Below are 18129 nucleotides of genomic sequence, written 5' to 3' on the forward strand. Positions count from 1 at the left end.
ATTTGATCTATGTGGTATTTTGCTTGGATACTCGGTGTTTTATTAGCCTGTACGTTAGGTGTGATCAACGTTATGTGGTACGAATTTGGCCAGAACAAAGACAGTATCGCTGACGACGAACAAGAATTACACGATAGGCTTAATCGCCAAAATGACGACTAACCCCCGACCAAATCGCGCGCAACAAACTACGCTGCGCGCGTTTTTAAAAACGCATTCCAATCACGCTGGCAGTCTTTTAAAAATCAGTATTGCGCTAGGAACATTTAACGCATTATTGATGATTGCCAGTGCTTATTTAGTGGCACGATCAATTCATTTAGTGATGTTTGAACACGCCAATTTAGCCACTATTACCCCTTTACTTTGGCCATTAGCAGCATTGATTTTAGGGCGCGGAATATTACTTGGATTTTCGCAGCGCATAAGTGCCCAAGCCGCACTTAAAATTAAAACTGCTATGCGCCATACTTTACTCGAGAAACTCACCTTACTTGGGCCAAGTTATATTGAACAACAAGGTCATGGCGCGACTTTAAACACCCTACACAATGGTGTTGAAGCACTGCACGATTATTATGCTAATTATTTACCGAGCGTGGCTTACAGTGCGCTTATTCCTTTGGCTATCCTGATGGTGATTTTTCCTACCGATTGGAAAGCTGGGTTGATTTTTTTATTCACCGCCCCTCTAATTCCGTTTTTTATGATTTTGGTTGGCCACAAAGCAGAACAACTGAATCAACAACGTTGGCAACAACTAGCTGTGTTAGGTAATTACTTTTTTGACCGCTTACAAGGCTTAACCCAACTAAAGTTATTTAATGCGACTACGCGCGAACTAAAGCAAATTGCCAAAATTTCCGATGACTTTCGCCATGCGACTTTAAACGTATTAAAAATCGCATTTTTATCATCTTTCGCACTCGAATTTTTAGCGACCATTAGTGTCGCGTTAGTAGCGGTGATAATCGGTTTTCGGTTGTTTTTTGGTACCTTAGATTTTTCGACCGGCTTTGTTGTGCTGTTACTTGCTCCGGAGTTTTATTTACCGCTGCGCCAACTCGGCAGCCATTACCATGCCCGCTTAGAAGGGATTAGTGCCGCCGCTGATATGCTAAAAATATTGAATGAGCCACTCCCTGCTAAGGATCTTGAGAACATACAACCAAATACTCAAAATAGCTTAAACTTACCAACTATCGAACAACTCAATATTGATAATTTAAATTTTCATTACCCACAAAGTAATGAAGGCGTTAACAATATAAACCTAACATTTGCAGGCACAGGCCTGCATGCCATCGTTGGTCAAAGTGGTGCTGGTAAAAGCACCTTACTCGATTGTTTATTAGGGTTTCATCCTCAGGTGATCAGTGCAGTTACGGTAAATCAGCAACAACTAGCCGCATCACATATTAAGCAATGGCAGCAACATATTGCCTGGATCCCACAACAACCTACTTTATTATTTAACAGTATCAAAGCTAACTTACTATTGGCCAAACCGGATGCCACACTCACGCAGCTAGAAACTGCAGCAGAGCAAGCTGGTGCACTTGAGTTTATCAATCAATTACCAGAGGGCTTTGACACTCAAATTGGTGAACAAGGCGAAGGACTCTCAGGCGGGCAAAAGCAGCGGATCGCTTTAGCTCGGGCATTTTTAAAACAAGCGCCAATTTTGATCCTTGATGAGCCAACCGCACACCTCGATAGCCAAACTGAGCAACAGGTGCAAGCGGCTATCAATCATTATGCACAGCAACATCTCGTTGTGGTGATAGCCCATCGCTTAAATACCATTGCACAAGCTAAACAAGTTATTGTAATGAAAGATGGTGCTGTTATTGAGCAAGGTAGCTTTAAAACCCTCATCGATAACCAAGGCGCGCTGTTTGATTTAGTGCATGCAAGGAGTAAACAGCATGACTAATTTTTTACGTTTATTAAAACTGTGTAGACCGCACCTAGGTGCAATGCTGTTAGGGGCATTTTTAGCAACCTTAACAGTACTGGCAAACGTTGGCTTATTGGCTATTTCTGGTTGGTTTTTAGCCGCCATGGCTGCAGCTGGCTTGGCTGGCACGCAAATGAATTACTTCACACCAGCCGGCACAATTAGATTTTTGGCAATCGTAAGAACCGCCTCTCGTTACGGCGAGCGATTGGTAACCCACAACGCCACCTTTTTATTATTAAGTGAAATTCGTGTCAGTGTTTTTAACACGCTAAGCCAGCTAAGCAATGTTGATTTAGCCATGAGCCGCAGCGCCGATCTATTTAACCGCATGCAAAATGACGTTGAAGCGCTCGATAAATTTTACTTAAACGTATTATTACCGATGATTGTTGCGCTAATCAGCGTGCCAATTGTGGTTGCAATTATGGCAGCCTACAACAGTAATGTAGCGTTACTATGCTTTACTGCACTCTTAATAGTAGGCGTTGCCCTGCCGATCATACTGAGTAAACAACTTCAGCAAACTGCCGACCTCGAAACTCACTATTCGGCGACTTTACGTGCTGAATTATCAGATACCCTAAGTGGCTTACGAGAGTTGGCTATCTATCAAGCCACCGAGCAACAAATTGAGCAATGTCGGGCAGCCAGTGAACGCTATAATCGGCAACTATTTGTTCGCCATAGCGCCGAAGCACATAGTAATGGCATATCACTATTAATAGTACAACTGAGTATGCTCGGTGCCATTGTGATAATTGCACCGCTAGTTTACAGCGGAGCTATGGCCAATGTTGAACTGGCAATGCTTAGTTTATTTGTGCTTGCTAGTTTTGAAACGGTGCTAACGCTACCAAATGCGTTTATTCAATTGCCCGTAGCGCTAAGCGCTGCAAAGCGTATTTTTGATTTAGAAGATAAACTGCGCCCTGAAACTACAAGCGTTCAGGAGTCGTTATCAGTGCAACCTTTAGGGCTTGAATTTAAAGATCTTAGTTATTGTTACCACAGTGATACTTTTGCGCTTAACAACTTAAGTTTTGCGATTGAGCCACTGCAAAAAGTCGCGATTGTGGGGCAAAGCGGCAGTGGGAAAAGTACGCTGGTTAATTTACTCAGTGGTTTATGGCCACAGCAAAATGGTGAGATAAATCTAACTTCAGCAGACAAAACCATAGCAATTAACACGATCAGTCAACAAAATCGCTGCGAACTGATTAACATAGTCGCACAACAACATCATATTTTTGATGGCACCATTGCTGAAAACTTACGCTATGCGGCGCCCTCAGCAACTAAACAACAAATGCGCACAGCCTGTCAACAAGCACAGTTAGGTGATTGGCTTAGCGAGTTAAAACTAGGATTAGACACCCGCTTAGGCACAGGTGGCAGAAGTTTGTCGCGTGGGCAATCGCGGCGTTTAGCGTTAGCGCAAGCCTTACTCAGAGCACCGGCTATTTTAGTGCTTGATGAGCCAACCGAAGGCCTCGACAATCAATCGAAGCATCAAGTTATGGATGCGATATTAACCAGCATGGGGCACTGTACTGTGATCAGCATAACTCACGACCCTGCCTTACTTGCCAATATGGATAACGTAATTTGGTTAGAGCAAGGGCAAATAAAAGCGATTGCAACGCATCAGCAACTATTAGCAGAGCAACCTGAGTACGTGAACTTGATCACACGCTTTTAATCAATTACTTCAACGGTTACGTTAATAACGCCCGAGCTTGGCTCTGCGAGTTGCTCAAACGCATGCTTTGTTAAATCGATGATACGGCCGCGAATAAAAGGACCGCGATCATTCACTCTAACGACCACTGAACGGTTATTTGCTGTGTTTGTGACTTTAACTTTGCTGTTAAAAGGGAGCTGTTTGTGCGCCGCAGTCATGGCTTGTTGGTCAAACTTTTCACCACTAGCGGTCAGCCGACCATGGTATTTATCGGCATAAAAGCTAGCATTTCCCTGCTCACGAATACCTGTGCTTGTTGCTGAATAGTTTGTCTGCGAGCTACTACAGCCAGCTAAAATAGCCAGTGATAAGCTAATTAAAAGTGCTTTAATCAAAATTCAACGCTCCCTTAGAATGCATGAAGGTAGCAGGTATCAACTGAGCTGCAACTGAATTAAAGTAAATACAAAACAGTGAATACAAAAAAGCCACCAAGTTAACTTAATAACTGGTGGCTTTTATACACTGCATAAACGAATTAACGAATAATACCGCGTTCAGAATTTTTCACAAAATCAACCATTAACTGTACTGCTGGGTACTTAGCGGCATCATCAGCAAGCGCTGCAATTGCCTCTTCAACACCTAAACTCTTGCGGTATAGTGTTTTATAAGCACGACGTGTTGCCATTACTTCATCGCTTTCAAAGCCACGGCGCTTCATGCCTTCAGTATTAATTGCAACAGGACCTGCTGGCGTACCTATAGTTGTTACAAACGGCGGCACATCTTTGTTCACGCCAGAGTACATACCAACAAAGGCATGTGCCCCCACTTTACAAAACTGATGAATACCTGAATTGCCCGCTAAGATAACCCAGTCACCAATATGTACATGGCCTGCAACAGATGCATTATTAGCAAAAATAACGTTATCGCCAATCACCGCATCATGGGCTACGTGAGTGTAAGCCATAAATAAGTTATTGCTGCCAATCTTAGTCACACCTTGGTCTTGAATTGTACCTCGGTGGATGGTCGCGCATTCACGAATAACATTGTTATCGCCAATCATAAGTGTGGTTGGCTCATTATTATATTTTTTGTCTTGGCAGGCTTCACCTACAGACGCAAACTGAAATATATGATTGCCTGAACCTATTGTTGACGGACCTTTGACCACAACATGAGATTCGATAATGCAATTGTCACCAATAACCACATCGTTGCCAATGTAACTATACGGGCCAACTGATACATTATTACCTAACTTTGCACCTGGTTCGATTATCGCTGTAGGATGGATCACAATTAAAGCTCTCTTCTCGCACACATGATTTCGGCACTACATACTATTTTGCCATCAACTTTTGCCTCTGCTGCAAACTTCCAAATATTACGACGCTCTTTTAAAAATTGAACGTGTAAATGCATGGTGTCACCAGGCGTTACTGGTTGTTTAAAGCGCGCATTATCTATCGCTGCAAATAAATATAGTTCATTTTCACTGCGATTTTCGACAGTTTTAAAACCCAATAAACCGGTTGCCTGTGCCATGGCTTCTAAAATTAATACACCAGGAAAAATTGGCTGGTTAGGGAAATGGCCGGTAAAAATCGGTTCATTAAAAGTTACGTTCTTAATTGCATGTAATGATTCACCTGGGGTGTAATCAAGTACACGGTCAACTAGTAGCATCGGGTAACGATGCGGAAGTAAGCTTAAAATTTCTTGTATATCAAGGCTATTTAATTCGTTTGCCAAAATAGCATCCTTATTAATTATCAACGTTTAATGACTTAGTCAGAGTCTCTAGCGCTTTAAGGCGAACTTTCATCTCTGGCAAATTACGGAAATGGGCAATGTTTCGGCGCCACTCTTTATTTGAAGAGTGTGGAAGTCCTGAGGAATAAATACCAGGTTTCGTAATCGCTTTAGTCACCATGCTCATACCCGTAAGTATAACACCATCACAGATATCTATGTGACCATTTATGCCGACAAGCCCGGCAATCTGGCAATTTTTACCAATAGTTGTACTACCTGCTATCACGGTACAGCCAGCAATTGCTGTGCCTGAACCAATTTCAACATTATGGGCAATTTGACATTGGTTATCGATAATCACATTGCTGTGAATAATCGTGTCATCAATTGCACCACGGTCAACCGTAGCACCAGCGCCAATTTCAACCTTGTCACCTATAATAACGCGACCAAGCTGAGGAATTTTTATCCATTGGCCTTTATCGTTTGCATAACCAAAGCCATCACTGCCGATTACGCTACTTGATTGAAATAAGCAATCACTGCCAATTTCTACATCGTGATAAACACTGACATTTGCCCACAGTTTTGTGCCGTTGCCTATTTTTGTGTTTTCACCAACAAAGCAATTAGCGCCTATTTGCGCGTTATCACCAATCACCGCTCCGGCTTCAATCACCGCATTAGCTGCAATAGCAGCTGTGCTTGCAACTGTAGCATCAGGGTGGACCACCGCACTTGGGTGAATACCTGGTGACGCTGAGCGAGGCGTTGTATCGAGTAACTGGGCTAATTTCGCGTAGCAAACATAGGGGTTAACCACTATGAGCTTATTACCTTGATAATACTCTGCGTCTGCGGCAGATAGGATCACTGCCCCCGCCTTAGTATCACTAAGTTGTGAGCGATATTTCTTATTCGCTAAAAATGCAATATGCCCAGACTGGGCATTTGCAAGTGTAGCAATTTTTGAGATTTCCCAAGCGCCATCACCGTCAAGCGTGGCGCCTAGAAGTTCCGCAATCTGCGAAAGCGTATAATTATGCATATATCAGTTCTATTGCTTACTTACTTTATCAACAACTTTACTTGATAAATCAACGACCGTTTTAGGGTTAAAGTAGATAGTAGTATCTTTAACTTTAACTTCATCGTACTTACCATCTTTAGCAATATCTTCGATTGCTTTGATAATAATACCTTGAACTTTAGCTAGTTCTTGGTTTTGACGAGTTTTAATTTCTTGCTCTAAAGGACGACCTTTTTCAGCAAGATTTTTTTGCATGCCTTCCACTTTTTCACGCAACGCATCTTTTTGCGCTTGGCTCATTGTAGTGCTTTCACGCTTGAATTTTTCTGCTTCAAAGCGGATATCGCCCTGTAGCTTTTCAAGTTCTTGACGACGCTCAGCAAATTCAGCTTGCAGTGTTTGCTCAACTTTTGCCATTTGTGGGATTTGCTTATAGATTTCTTGCATATCTACAATACCAACTTTATGTGCAAAAGCACTTGCAGAAGTACCCATCATAAGTGTTGCTAAAATGGCAATTGCCGATGATTTAAATGATTTTTTCACAAAAAACTCCTTTAGAATGTATTACTAATGTTAAAGCTGATGGTCTTCGTATCGTCATCTTCTTCTTGTTGCAATGGATACGCAAAACTAATCAACATTGGACCCATAGGTGAGATCCACTGTAATGATAAACCGGTTGATACCCTAAAGCGCAGCGGATCTGAATAATCCTCAAGCTTAGCGCGTTCATTCGGCCCTAAATTTTTATAACGGTCAACGTTAAATTCAGTATCCCATACGTTTGCAGCATCAACAAAGAAACTAGTACGTACAGAACTGGTATTATCTTCATCCAAAAATGGGGTTGGCACAATTAACTCCATGCCTGCAACCGCTTTGGCATTACCACCAATACGTCCTCCCGGTGTTAACACATCAAACTCTGGCGAGCCGCCTATATTGCCAGTTAGACTACCATCTGCCAATGAATTGCCTGGAATTACTTGTGGTGTACGCGATATTGCACGCGGCAAAATAGTATTACGGTCAAAACCACGTAATTCCATTTCGGTTATACGGAAATATTCTTGGAATGGTAATGTTTGATCGTAACCATTGGTTGTGCCATAACCGTTACCATAGCCAAATGCAGCACGCGTTGAGAATACCCAACGGTGGTTATTAGTAAGTGGCCAATAAAAACGCGAGTCGTAATTTACCTTAAAGTAAGTTAAATCAGAGTTTGGCGTAGTACCGGTTAAGTTTAATGTTTGACGCGAACCTGCCGTTGGGAATAAACCACGGTTTACTGTCACACGAGACCAACCAACGCTGAGTTCGTACTTAGTAAAATCAAATCCTTTATCCGGGTTATTCACGTCTAGGAAGGTCTCACGCATAACAAGCGTTTGCTCATATTCAGCAATCTCAGATAACTCTTCTTGGATCCAACGTACACCAAAGTTGATACGGTTTACCGCATCAATTGGGAAGCCTATATTTGTACCAATGCCGTAGCTTTTTGATTTGTAATCGATGAGGCTAAACTTACTTGCATCGTAATTACTGTAGAAAATACTACTGCCTTGCGACACACCATCTGGGGTGAAGTAAGGGTCGGTATACGATAAACTAACACGTTCTGAACCACGCGAAGTATTGATGTTAAAGCCAATCTGGTTACCCGTACCTAAGAAGTTAGATTCAGTCACACCGATATTAAATTGCAGACCTAAGTAAGAACCATAAGCAAGACCTGCGTTAAAGCTACCAGCTGATTGCTCTTTAACGGTAAAATCGACATCAACTTGGTCATCTATACCAGGGACTGGCACAACATTAAAATCAACACTTTCCATGTAAGGAAGACGTTGAATTTGTAGCTTTGAACGCTCAAGGTTCTGATTCGATAACCATGCGCCTTCCAGCTGGGTCATTTCACGACGTAATACTTCATCTGCGGTATTTTGGTTACCACCAACAATAATACGACGCACATAAACACGCTGACCAGGATTAACTGAGAGTGTTAACTGAACTTCTTTGGTTTCGTCATCAATTTCAGGAATGGTGCGAACTTCCGCATTCGCATAACCGAAACGCGCTAAATAACTTTTGATAAATTCTTCAGATGAGGTAACCACTGAGCCATTATAAAGTTCACCGGCACGCAGTGGAATAACACTTTTGATCAGTTCTTCACGGCCAAGTAGATCACCAATGAAGTCAAAGCCTTTCACTTTGTATTTAACGCCTTCGGTGATGTTAGCTGTTACATACACAGATTCACGTTCAGGACTTACTGATACTTGTGTTGAGTCAATATTAAAACGTAAGTAACCACGGTCTAAATAATAACTACGAATTTTCTCGAGATCGCCTTCAATGGTTTGTTTCTGGTAGCGATCGCTGCCCATAAACTGCCACCAAGGTAAATCTTGTTGTGACTCAGCAAGTGCTAACAAGTCTTCATCACTAAACAATTCGTTACCAACTAAGTTGATCTGACGGATAGATGCGGCATCACCTTCATCAAACTTAAGTTTTAGCTTAACGCGGTTACGCGGTAACTTAGTGATACTGACATCAATTTTAGCGTTGTATTTACCAATACTGTGGAAAAACTCTATTAAGCCTTTCTCGATGTTATCAACCACAGTTTTATCCAGTGGTTCACCTTGGCGAATATCTTGCTGATCAAGCGACTGATTAAGCTGCTCGTCTTTAATGTCTTTATTACCTTCAAACTCAATAACACTAATTGTTGGGCGCTCTGTTACTCTAAAAATAACATTATTGCCATCACGTAGTGCCTTGATATTGTCGAAGTGACCTGAGTTATACAAAGACTTAATCGTTTTTGAAATTGTATAGTCATCAACACTATCACCCACGTTAATAGGAATATGTGTTAATGCTGCTCCCAACGCTACGCGCTGCAAACCTTCAACTTTTAAATCGTCAACAATAAAGGAGTTTTGGCCTAGGGCTGCAAAGCTAGCACCTAATAAACTTGTTACTGCCAAATGTTTTTTTATAGCCATTTTATTATCTTTATCCTTTACAACGGTATTACCGCTCAACACCTTAAAATTATACTTTAGCGGTGTTTTACAATCGTGTTTTAATTCGAGACTGTCGCAATTGCTTACAATCGCGATACATCATTGAACAAAGCGAAACATGTAAGAAAAATGAGTAGCAAGGCACCCACTTTAAAACCAAATTCTTGTGTCTTTTCAGAGACCGGCTTTTTACGAAAAAGTTCAATTATGTAATACATTAAGTGCCCACCATCAAGCACTGGTAAGGGCAATAAATTAAATACGCCCAAGTTTACACTTATCAATGCTAAGAAGCCTAAAAACGCCACTAAGCCATAGCTTACGCTAGTTCCCGCCCCTACAGCAATACCAACTGGACCACTTAAATTCTTCACTGATACTTGACCAGTAATTAAGTTACCAATCATATCAAAACTTAGGCTGATCAAGCGCCATGTTTCAGTTACGCCCAGCACCATACTATCGAGTGGGCCATAATGTCTAGTTTCAATGTAACCATCTGGCCATTTTTCAACCACCGGTGCTACACCTAAAAAGCCTTGTAGCAAGCCATCACTATTACGTTGTCCTTTCGGGGTAACATTTAGCAGTTCTATACTATCTTGTCTTTTTACACTAAATTGTAATGATTTGTTAGCGGATTGCTGAATAACATTAACTAACTGCGTCCAACTGGTTATTGTTTCACCATTTACGGCGATAATTTCATCGCCTGCTTGTAAATTAGCGTCTGCTGCAGCAGAGTTTGGCGAAATTGTAGCAACGGTTAAAGTAGCCTGCGGACGAAACGGCACAATACCTAATGAAGCTAATGGTGGCACATCTTGTTGATCAAGTTTCCAACCATCAATATCAAGCATTTTAACCTGTTCTTGAAATTGCTCGTCACGCACGGTAACAGCAACACTTTTATCACCTAGGCTGGCCATTAATGCAAACGTAGCATCTTGCCAAGTCGCAATATTAGCATCGCCAATTTTTACAATTTGTTGACTAGGCATAATACCGGCCTGCTCAGCGCGGCTACCCTCATTTACTGAGCCGACCACCGGCTTCACCGATTGAACTCCAACCATGTACATCGCAGCTAAAGCAAAGATAGCAAATATAAAGTTAGCCAGCGGCCCTGCCGCTACAATCGCGATACGCGCTTGTACTGACTTGGCATTGAATGATAAGTGGCGTTGGTCAGCAGGCACCTCATCAACACGTTCATCAAGCATTTTCACGTAGCCGCCTAAAGGAATTGCTGCAATAACATATTCAGTGTCGTGTTTATCGTGCCATTTTATTAGCGGTTTACCAAAGCCAATAGAAAACCTTAATACCTTCACACCCGCTTTGCGGGCAACCCAAAAATGGCCATATTCATGCACTGTTACTAAAATTCCCAGCGCTAGAATAAAAGAACCTAAATTCCACAGAAAATCGAACATATTAGCGTACTACCTTTGCAATGAGTTGCGTCGCTTGAAGTCGAGCTAAACGGTCACATTCAAGAATTTCATCGAGCGTGTGTACGTTTACATCAACCGTTGTGTCTAATGTTTGTGCATTAATGCGGTATATATCAGTAAAGCCTATCTGCCCTTGTAAAAATGCCTGCACAGCAATTTCATTGGCAGCATTAACTGTCGTTGTAGCACCTTGTCCAGTATTACACGCAGCAATAGCTAATTGTAAATTGGGATAGCGGGCAAAATCTGGTTTCGTAAAGGTAAAATCAGCAAGCTGTGAAAAATCCAGTGGTGTTACTCCAGCATCAATACGCTGTGGGTATGCTAAAGCATGAGCAATCGGTGTACGCATATCTGGATTCCCCATTTGTGCTAGCACCGAGCCATCTTGGTATTGCACCATTGAATGAATAATACTTTGCGGGTGAATGACCACTTCAATATCGTTTGCCTGGCAGTTAAATAGCCATTTAGCCTCAATAAACTCAAGGCCTTTATTCATCATAGTGGCTGAATCAACAGATATCTTCTGTCCCATAGACCAATTTGGATGCGCCACGGCTTGTGCCACAGTAACGTCTTTTAAAGAGGCAATATCACACGTTAAAAAAGGCCCACCAGAACCGGTAAGTAAAATTTTACTTACCCCATGCTCATGTAACTGTGCATTAGTTTTAGAGCCTTGCAGTGCACTTGGCAGGCACTGGAATATGGCATTATGTTCACTGTCAATCGGTAGTAAAGTGGCTTTATGCTGTTTTACTTTATCAATAAACAACTGACCTGACATGACTAAAGATTCTTTATTCGCCAGTAATACTTTTTTACCTGCTTCTACCGCACTGAGTGTAGGTATGAGCCCTGCTGCACCAACAATCGCCGACATTACCGCGTCAACGTCTGGGTGAGCGGCCAGTTCACTCATGGCGGCAATGCCACTGCGGATCACTGTTTTACAGCCACTGCCCGATAAGTGTTGGCTTAACTTAGCTGCAGCGCTGTCATCTGCCATCACTGCAAAGCGTGGTTGATGAGCAATACACAATTGCGCCATCAATTCACTATTATTACCTGCCGCAAGTGCAAATACAGCAAACTGTTCTTGATTACGCGCAACAACATCTAAGGTACTTAAACCAATGGAACCTGTCGCGCCGAGAATGACGAGTTGTTGTCTACAACTCATAAACTAAGTGTCCATGCATAGCACAACACAAAAATGGGGGCTGCAGCAGTTAGGCTGTCAAGGCGATCTAAAATCCCCCCATGGCCAGGCAAACATGAGCCACTATCTTTAAGACCAGCTTCGCGTTTAAACATACTTTCGAGTAAGTCGCCAATAGCTGAGAATAACGCGATGAATACAGTCATAATCGCGTAAATTGGCCAAACAGACATATCTACATTGGTAAAATGACAAAACGCTAAAACAAAAATTACCGCAGCAACTAAGCCACCAGCTAAACCTTCAATGGTTTTATTAGGGCTCACTTTTGGCATTAACTTATGCTTGCCAAAGTTTTTACCCGTAAAGTATGCACCAATGTCAGCACTCCATACGATCCCCAGTACCACTAAAATAAGCATCGAACCAAAGTGCGTTGATTGCTCATAGTTAGCACTGCGCAGTGTATTAAGCGCAAGCCACAGCGGTACTAAGGTGAGAATACCGGCAATAGCGCGCATAACCACTCCTTCGTTCCATGCTTTCGCCATTGCTGGGTAGCGCCACACTAGGTAGGTGGCTACAATCCACCACGAAAATGACAGTGTGAATATATAATTTGCGTCTCCTACGAGCTGGCCGTCGACCCACAGTCCATCAATTGGCCAATGCCAATTAAGCAGTACCAGTAACAAGCCAATAAACGTCACAAACGAAAAACGTTTAACTTTATCGCATAACCCCATAAATGCCGACCATTCCCACGCGCCTAATAAAACAATCGCGCCAGCGATGTAACTAAACAATGTAAGAGGTGTATAAAAAACCAACACCAGTGCCAAAGGCGCTAGCACTAAAGAGGTTAAAATTCGTTGTTTTAGCAAAGTGTTACCCTTTTTAATTAGGTTTCAGCGAGTAATTGTTTTATTTGTTCGCCAGTACAACCAAACCGTCGCTCTCTGGCAACGTAACAAGCGATAGCATCAGCAAAAGCTGCTTCATTGAAGTCAGGCCAAAGCGTATCGGTAAAGTAAAGTTCAGCATAAGCAGCTTGCCATAATAAAAAGTTGCTTATGCGTAAATCGCCACCAGTACGGATCAACAAGTCAGGTTCAGCCTGATCTTGCATACTCATATGGGCGGCTAAATCGTGCTCTGTAATATCATCAGGGTTTAACGTCCCTGCAGCAATCAGCTTACCTAATTGCTTTGCAGCATTTGTTATATCCCATCGACCACCATAATTTGCCGCTACATTCAGTTGCAAACCTGTATTATTAGCCGTTAATTCATGTGCTGCATCAACCTTGCTGCGCAAAGTATCTGAAAAACGAGATAAGTCACCAATAATGGTTAACTTAACATTATTTTTGTGTAGCTTTTTAACTTCCTTACTCAGCACAAACAAAAACAGCTCCATCAAGGTACTGACTTCATCTTCGGGGCGATGCCAGTTTTCACTACTAAAAGCGAATAGAGTCAATGACTCTATTCCTAATTTAGTACAAAACTGCACAGACTGACGAACCGCATCCACGCCTTTTTTATGACCGTACACACGTGGCCTATTCTTGGCTTGTGCCCAACGACCATTGCCATCCATGATTATAGCGACATGCTTGGGTAAACATTGCTGGGAAATTTTATCAGCGTTAAGAACCATAAATATCGAGTATTCCATAAAAAAACGCCGCCTAGTATACCCCAGACGGCGTTTCAAAACTAATAAATTTACTAGCTTAGATTTCCATCAACTCGGCTTCTTTCGCCGCTAATTGAGTGTCCATCTCTTTAATGAATTTGTCCGTAAGCTTTTGAATTGCATCATCAGATTGACGCGCTTCATCTTCAGAAATATCTTTATCTTTCAATAAGTTTTTAACGTCACCGTTAGCATCACGACGAATATTACGGATTGCAACACGGCCACTTTCAACTTCACCACGAACGATTTTAATTAAATTTTTACGACGCTCCTCAGTTAGCGGAGGAAGTGGTACACGGATCACAGAACCCGCTGACATTGGGTTTAAACCTAAGTCAGATGCCATGATTGCTTTCTCTACCGCTTGTGCAAGCGATTTATCAAATACACTTAACGCAAGTGTACGTGAATCTTCAATCGTTACATTGGCAACTTGGTTCAATGGCGTTGGTGCGCCGTAGTATGGCACCATAATGCCATCTAATATTGCCGGATGAGCACGGCCAGTACGGATTTTAGATAGTTGACTGCTAAGTGCCGTTACACTTTTCTGCATACGTTCTGCAGCATCTTTTTGAATATCGTTTATCACGGTTCAATCCTAATCTAGTTAATAACTTCATCTGAGGCTTGTGAAGAGATAAGAGTGCCTTCTTCTTCGCCCATAATTACACGCTTTAAAGCGCCTGATTTATTCATATTAAATACGCTCAACGGCATCTTGTGATCACGCGCAAGAGTGAATGCCGCAAGATCCATTACTTTTAATTCTTTTTCAATGATTTCATTGTAGCTCAAGTGACGGTAAAGTGTCGCCTCTGGATTTTTTACCGGATCATCACTGTAAACACCGTCAACCTTGGTGGCTTTAATCACGGTATCGGCTTCAATTTCAATACCACGTAAACACGCGGCCGAATCCGTTGTAAAGAATGGGTTACCAGTACCGGCTGCAAAAATAACTACACGGCCCGTTTTTAATAAGCTAATTGCCTCAGCCCAGTTGTATGCATCACACACACCGTTAAGTGGGATAGCTGACATTAAACGACAATTTACAAATGCACGGTGCAACGCATCACGCATTGCAAGGCCATTCATGACAGTTGCTAGCATCCCCATATGATCGCCAACTACGCGATTCATACCTGCTTCAGCAAGTGAGCCGCCACGTAAAAAGTTACCGCCACCGATAACTAAACCCACTTCTACGTCGAGTTCTACAAGCTCTTTGATTTCTTGCGCCATACGGTCTAATACTTTTGGGTCGATGCCGAAGCCTTCGTCTCCCATCAGTGCTTCACCGCTTAATTTGAGAAGAACGCGTCTAAAAATAGGTTTACGATTGATTGTCATAGTATTTGGGCCAACTTTATAAAAAAAGGATAAAAAATAACCGCGCTTATGATTTTCACATAAAGAGCGCGGTTATTTTAAAGAATTTTCAGCGATGACGCAAAAGCAAATAACAGAATAATTTCATCTAACTCACTTTTTCGTCAAAGGAAATCGATTTTATTGACCTTTAGCAGCAGCAATCTGTGCAGCAACTTCAGCAGCAAAATCTTCAGTTTTCTTCTCGATACCTTCACCAACTTCTACACGTACGAAGCCAGTAACTGTTGCGTTTTTCTCTTTAAGAATTTCGCCAACAGATTTTTTAGGTTCCATGATGAAAGCTTGACCAGTAAGAGAAACCTCACCAGTGAATTTTTTCATGCGACCAACAACCATCTTCTCAGCGATTTCAGCAGGCTTGCCTTCGTTCATCGCGATTTCGATTTGTACTTGCTTTTCTTTTTCAACAACGTCAGCAGGTACATCTTCAGGTGTTAGGTACTCTGGGTTTGAAGCAGCAACGTGCATTGCGATGTGCTTAAGTGTTTCTTCATCAGCAACACCTGCAACAACAACACCAATACGCTCACCGTGACGGTACTCAACTAGCGTTTCGCCAGCGATGTACTGTAGACGACGTACATTGATGTTTTCACCAATTTTAGTAACTAGTTCAACACGATCTTCTTCGAACTTAGCTTGTAAGTCTTCGATAGAAATCGTTTCTGCAATAGCAGCATCAGCAACTTTATTAGCAAATGCTAAGAAACTTACGTCTTTTGCTACGAAGTCAGTTTGACAGTTAACTTCAACTAGTACTGCAACACCTGCGTTTTGCTTGATGATGATAGTACCTTCAGCAGCAATGTTACCTGCTTTTTTAGCAGCTTTTGCAGCGCCACTTTTACGCATATTTTCAATCGCTAACTCGATGTCGCCATCAGTTTCAGTTAACGCTTTTTTACAATCCATCATGCCAGCGCCGGTACGCTCGCGTAATTCTTTAACTAGGGCAGTAGTTACAGCCATTAGTAAATCCTCAAATCTGAATTCAGGTTTAGATAAGCGGGTTACCCGCTCTACAAGAATAGCAAGTCTTCATCTAAAATTAGATGAAGACTTGATGACAGCTAATTACTCAGCTTCTACGAAGTCGTCTTTCTCAGCTTGAGCAACGATATTGCTCTCACGGCCTTCAGTAATTGCTGCTGCAACTGCGCCTGTGTAAAGGTTGATTGCACGGATAGCATCATCATTACCAGGTACGATGAAATCAACACCGTCTGGGTTAGAGTTAGTATCAACGATCGCAACAACTGGAATACCTAGGTTGTTAGCTTCACGGATAGCGATGTGCTCGTGGTCTGCATCGATAACGAAAAGTGCGTCAGGAAGACCACCCATGTTTTTGATACCGCCAAGGCTCTTTTCAAGCTTTTCCATTTCGCGGTTAAGCATTAACGTTTCTTTCTTAGTTAACTTCTCGAAAGTACCGTCTTGGCTTTGGATCTCAAGGTCTTTAAGACGCTTGATTGATTGACGAACTGTTTTCCAGTTAGTCAACATACCACCTAACCAACGGTGATTTACGTAATACTGATCACTAGCGATAGCGGCTTCTTTAACCGACTCGCTTGCTGCGCGCTTAGTACCAACGAAAAGAACTTTACCTTTGTTTGACGCAGCACCAGTTAAAAACTTAAGTGCGTTGTTGAACATTGGAACAGTTTGCTCAAGGTTGATGATATGAACACGGTTACGTGCGCCGAAGATGAAAGGCTTCATCTTAGGATTCCAGTAACGTGCTTGGTGACCGAAGTGAACACCAGCTTGAAGCATGTCGCGCATTGAAACGTTTGCCATTTTGTATTTCCTCTGTTTAGTTTAGGGTTAGGCCTCCACATACCCCATAGCACCAACACCGCAGTTAAATGAAACTGAAATGCACCCAAGTGTATGTGACGATACGTGTGTGTGTTAAAATAAAATTGTGTTTGCCTTAAATACAAAAAATCATTTAAGAATTTATTTGTAAAAAGACGGCGCGCTTTATACCATATTAAAAACAAATATTCAACGTCGCGTGCAAAATTTGTGCGACGATAAATGTGTAAAACTCGACAATGGAGCCTCCATGAGTGCTGTGATCAAGACCCCTGAAGAAATAGAGAAAATGCGTGTAGCCGGGCGCTTAGCGGCAGATGTCCTGGAAATGATAGAGTCACATGTAGTTCCCGGTGTAACCACTGATGAACTAAATACAATTTGTCATAATTATATTGTCGATGTGCAAAAGGCAATTCCTGCCCCACTAAATTACCATGGTTTTCCTAAATCAATTTGCACCTCAGTAAACCATGTAATTTGCCATGGTATTCCTAACGACAAAGCATTAAAAGATGGCGACAGTGTCAATATCGATATCACGGTTATCAAAGATGGCTACCACGGCGACACATCAAAAATGTTTCATGTTGGCACGCCAAACATCCAAGGCAAGCGTCTTGCTGAAGTAACGCAAGAAAGCCTTTATTTAGCTATAAAAATGGTTAAACCAGGCGTGCGTTTAGGTGATATCGGCGAAGCGATTCAAAAATATGCAGAGAGCTTTAACTACTCAATTGTTCGTGAATATTGCGGCCATGGTATTGGTGCAGAGTTTCATGAAGAACCACAAATAATGCATTATGGCCGCGCTGGTACTGGCGAAGCCCTAAAAGCAGGTATGTGTTTGACTATTGAGCCAATGGTTAACGCGGGTAAACGCCAGTGTAAACTACTAAAAGATGACTGGACTGTGGTTACTAAAGACCGTAGCTTGTCTGCGCAGTGGGAACACACTTTATTAGTAACTGAAAATGGTGTTGAAATTTTAACGCTTCGATCAGATGATACGATTGACCGGATCATTGAACATTAAATACTGACTCACCCGACTTAGGGTGAAATTAGTGTGCTAAGGAGCCAGCCCAC

18 protein-coding genes are annotated in these 18129 nt (G+C 42.1%); 4 read left to right on the plus strand and 14 right to left on the minus strand.

Annotated features, from left to right (window positions below):
* Positions 1 to 9: 9 nt before the first annotated feature.
* Genes cydX through cydC form a run of 3 tightly spaced genes read left to right on the plus strand, consistent with a single transcriptional unit; the run spans position 10 to position 3662 of the window.
* Positions 10 to 162 (plus strand): cytochrome bd-I oxidase subunit CydX, encoded by a 153-nt coding sequence (gene cydX / locus H5154_RS14160; RefSeq protein ID WP_064667585.1) that lies wholly within the window; start codon positions 10 to 12, stop codon positions 160 to 162.
* A complete protein-coding gene (gene cydD / locus H5154_RS14165; protein WP_182718681.1) occupies positions 152 to 1936 on the plus strand; it encodes a thiol reductant ABC exporter subunit CydD in 1785 nt (594 codons plus the stop codon). Before cydX ends, cydD begins: the two co-directional genes overlap by 11 nt.
* Positions 1929 to 3662, plus strand: a complete 1734-nt coding sequence (cydC, locus tag H5154_RS14170) for a thiol reductant ABC exporter subunit CydC (protein WP_182718682.1) — start codon at positions 1929 to 1931, stop codon at positions 3660 to 3662. The genes cydD and cydC overlap by 8 nt, the downstream gene beginning before the upstream one ends.
* Here the strand turns inward: cydC and H5154_RS14175 are convergent.
* From H5154_RS14175 to rpsB, 14 genes are all read right to left on the minus strand, one after another.
* Positions 3659 to 4042, minus strand: a complete 384-nt coding sequence (locus H5154_RS14175) for a septal ring lytic transglycosylase RlpA family protein (protein WP_310736578.1) — start codon at positions 4040 to 4042, stop codon at positions 3659 to 3661. The two genes, cydC and H5154_RS14175, sit on opposite strands and share 4 nt — an antisense overlap.
* A gap of 140 nt (positions 4043 to 4182) precedes the next feature.
* Entirely contained in the window at positions 4183 to 4953 is a 771-nt protein-coding gene (gene lpxA, locus H5154_RS14180) for an acyl-ACP--UDP-N-acetylglucosamine O-acyltransferase (protein ID WP_182718684.1), read from the minus strand.
* 2 nt (positions 4954 to 4955) lie between these two features.
* Positions 4956 to 5408 carry a 3-hydroxyacyl-ACP dehydratase FabZ gene (gene fabZ, locus H5154_RS14185; protein WP_145240491.1) on the minus strand — a complete coding sequence of 151 codons (453 nt, stop codon included), beginning with the start codon at positions 5406 to 5408 and terminating at the stop codon, positions 4956 to 4958.
* Positions 5409 to 5421: 13 nt separating this feature from the next.
* On the minus strand, positions 5422 to 6459 hold the full coding sequence (gene lpxD, locus H5154_RS14190) for a UDP-3-O-(3-hydroxymyristoyl)glucosamine N-acyltransferase (protein ID WP_182718685.1): 1038 nt from the start codon (positions 6457 to 6459) through the stop codon (positions 5422 to 5424).
* A gap of 9 nt (positions 6460 to 6468) precedes the next feature.
* Positions 6469 to 6987, minus strand: coding sequence for an OmpH family outer membrane protein (locus H5154_RS14195; RefSeq protein WP_149982990.1), 519 nt, complete (start codon positions 6985 to 6987; stop codon positions 6469 to 6471).
* Between the two features lie 11 nt (positions 6988 to 6998).
* On the minus strand, positions 6999 to 9470 hold the full coding sequence (gene bamA / locus H5154_RS14200) for an outer membrane protein assembly factor BamA (RefSeq protein ID WP_182718686.1): 2472 nt from the start codon (positions 9468 to 9470) through the stop codon (positions 6999 to 7001).
* 104 nt (positions 9471 to 9574) lie between these two features.
* Positions 9575 to 10927 (minus strand): sigma E protease regulator RseP, encoded by a 1353-nt coding sequence (rseP, locus tag H5154_RS14205; protein ID WP_182718687.1) that lies wholly within the window; start codon positions 10925 to 10927, stop codon positions 9575 to 9577.
* A 1-nt stretch (position 10928) separates the two neighbouring features.
* Entirely contained in the window at positions 10929 to 12134 is a 1206-nt protein-coding gene (gene ispC, locus H5154_RS14210) for a 1-deoxy-D-xylulose-5-phosphate reductoisomerase (protein WP_182718688.1), read from the minus strand.
* The gene (locus tag H5154_RS14215; protein ID WP_145240480.1) at positions 12131 to 12997 is read right to left on the minus strand and encodes a phosphatidate cytidylyltransferase; all 867 of its coding nucleotides are present in this window, start codon (positions 12995 to 12997) and stop codon (positions 12131 to 12133) included. Before H5154_RS14215 ends, ispC begins: the two co-directional genes overlap by 4 nt.
* Positions 12998 to 13014: 17 nt before the next feature.
* A complete protein-coding gene (locus H5154_RS14220) occupies positions 13015 to 13794 on the minus strand; it encodes an isoprenyl transferase (protein ID WP_149982995.1) in 780 nt (259 codons plus the stop codon).
* Positions 13795 to 13852: 58 nt separating this feature from the next.
* Positions 13853 to 14374, minus strand: coding sequence for a ribosome recycling factor (frr, locus tag H5154_RS14225; protein WP_215909106.1), 522 nt, complete (start codon positions 14372 to 14374; stop codon positions 13853 to 13855).
* Between the two features lie 50 nt (positions 14375 to 14424).
* Positions 14425 to 15174: a UMP kinase gene (gene pyrH / locus H5154_RS14230; RefSeq protein WP_145240474.1), complete on the minus strand. Its 750-nt coding sequence runs from the start codon at positions 15172 to 15174 to the stop codon at positions 14425 to 14427.
* 159 nt (positions 15175 to 15333) lie between these two features.
* A complete protein-coding gene (gene tsf, locus H5154_RS14235) occupies positions 15334 to 16185 on the minus strand; it encodes a translation elongation factor Ts (protein WP_182718689.1) in 852 nt (283 codons plus the stop codon).
* Positions 16186 to 16290: 105 nt separating this feature from the next.
* Complete coding sequence (rpsB, locus tag H5154_RS14240) at positions 16291 to 17019, minus strand: 30S ribosomal protein S2 (protein WP_145240470.1); 729 nt, start codon at positions 17017 to 17019, stop codon at positions 16291 to 16293.
* A 271-nt stretch (positions 17020 to 17290) separates the two neighbouring features.
* Between rpsB and map the strand changes: the two genes are divergently transcribed.
* On the plus strand, positions 17291 to 18076 hold the full coding sequence (map, locus tag H5154_RS14245; RefSeq protein WP_145240468.1) for a type I methionyl aminopeptidase: 786 nt from the start codon (positions 17291 to 17293) through the stop codon (positions 18074 to 18076).
* The last annotated feature ends 53 nt before the right edge of the window (positions 18077 to 18129 follow it).

Origin of the sequence: Pseudoalteromonas sp. SR44-5 (genome assembly GCF_014163675.1) — a bacterium.
Lineage (GTDB): Bacteria > Pseudomonadota > Gammaproteobacteria > Enterobacterales > Alteromonadaceae > Pseudoalteromonas > Pseudoalteromonas rhizosphaerae.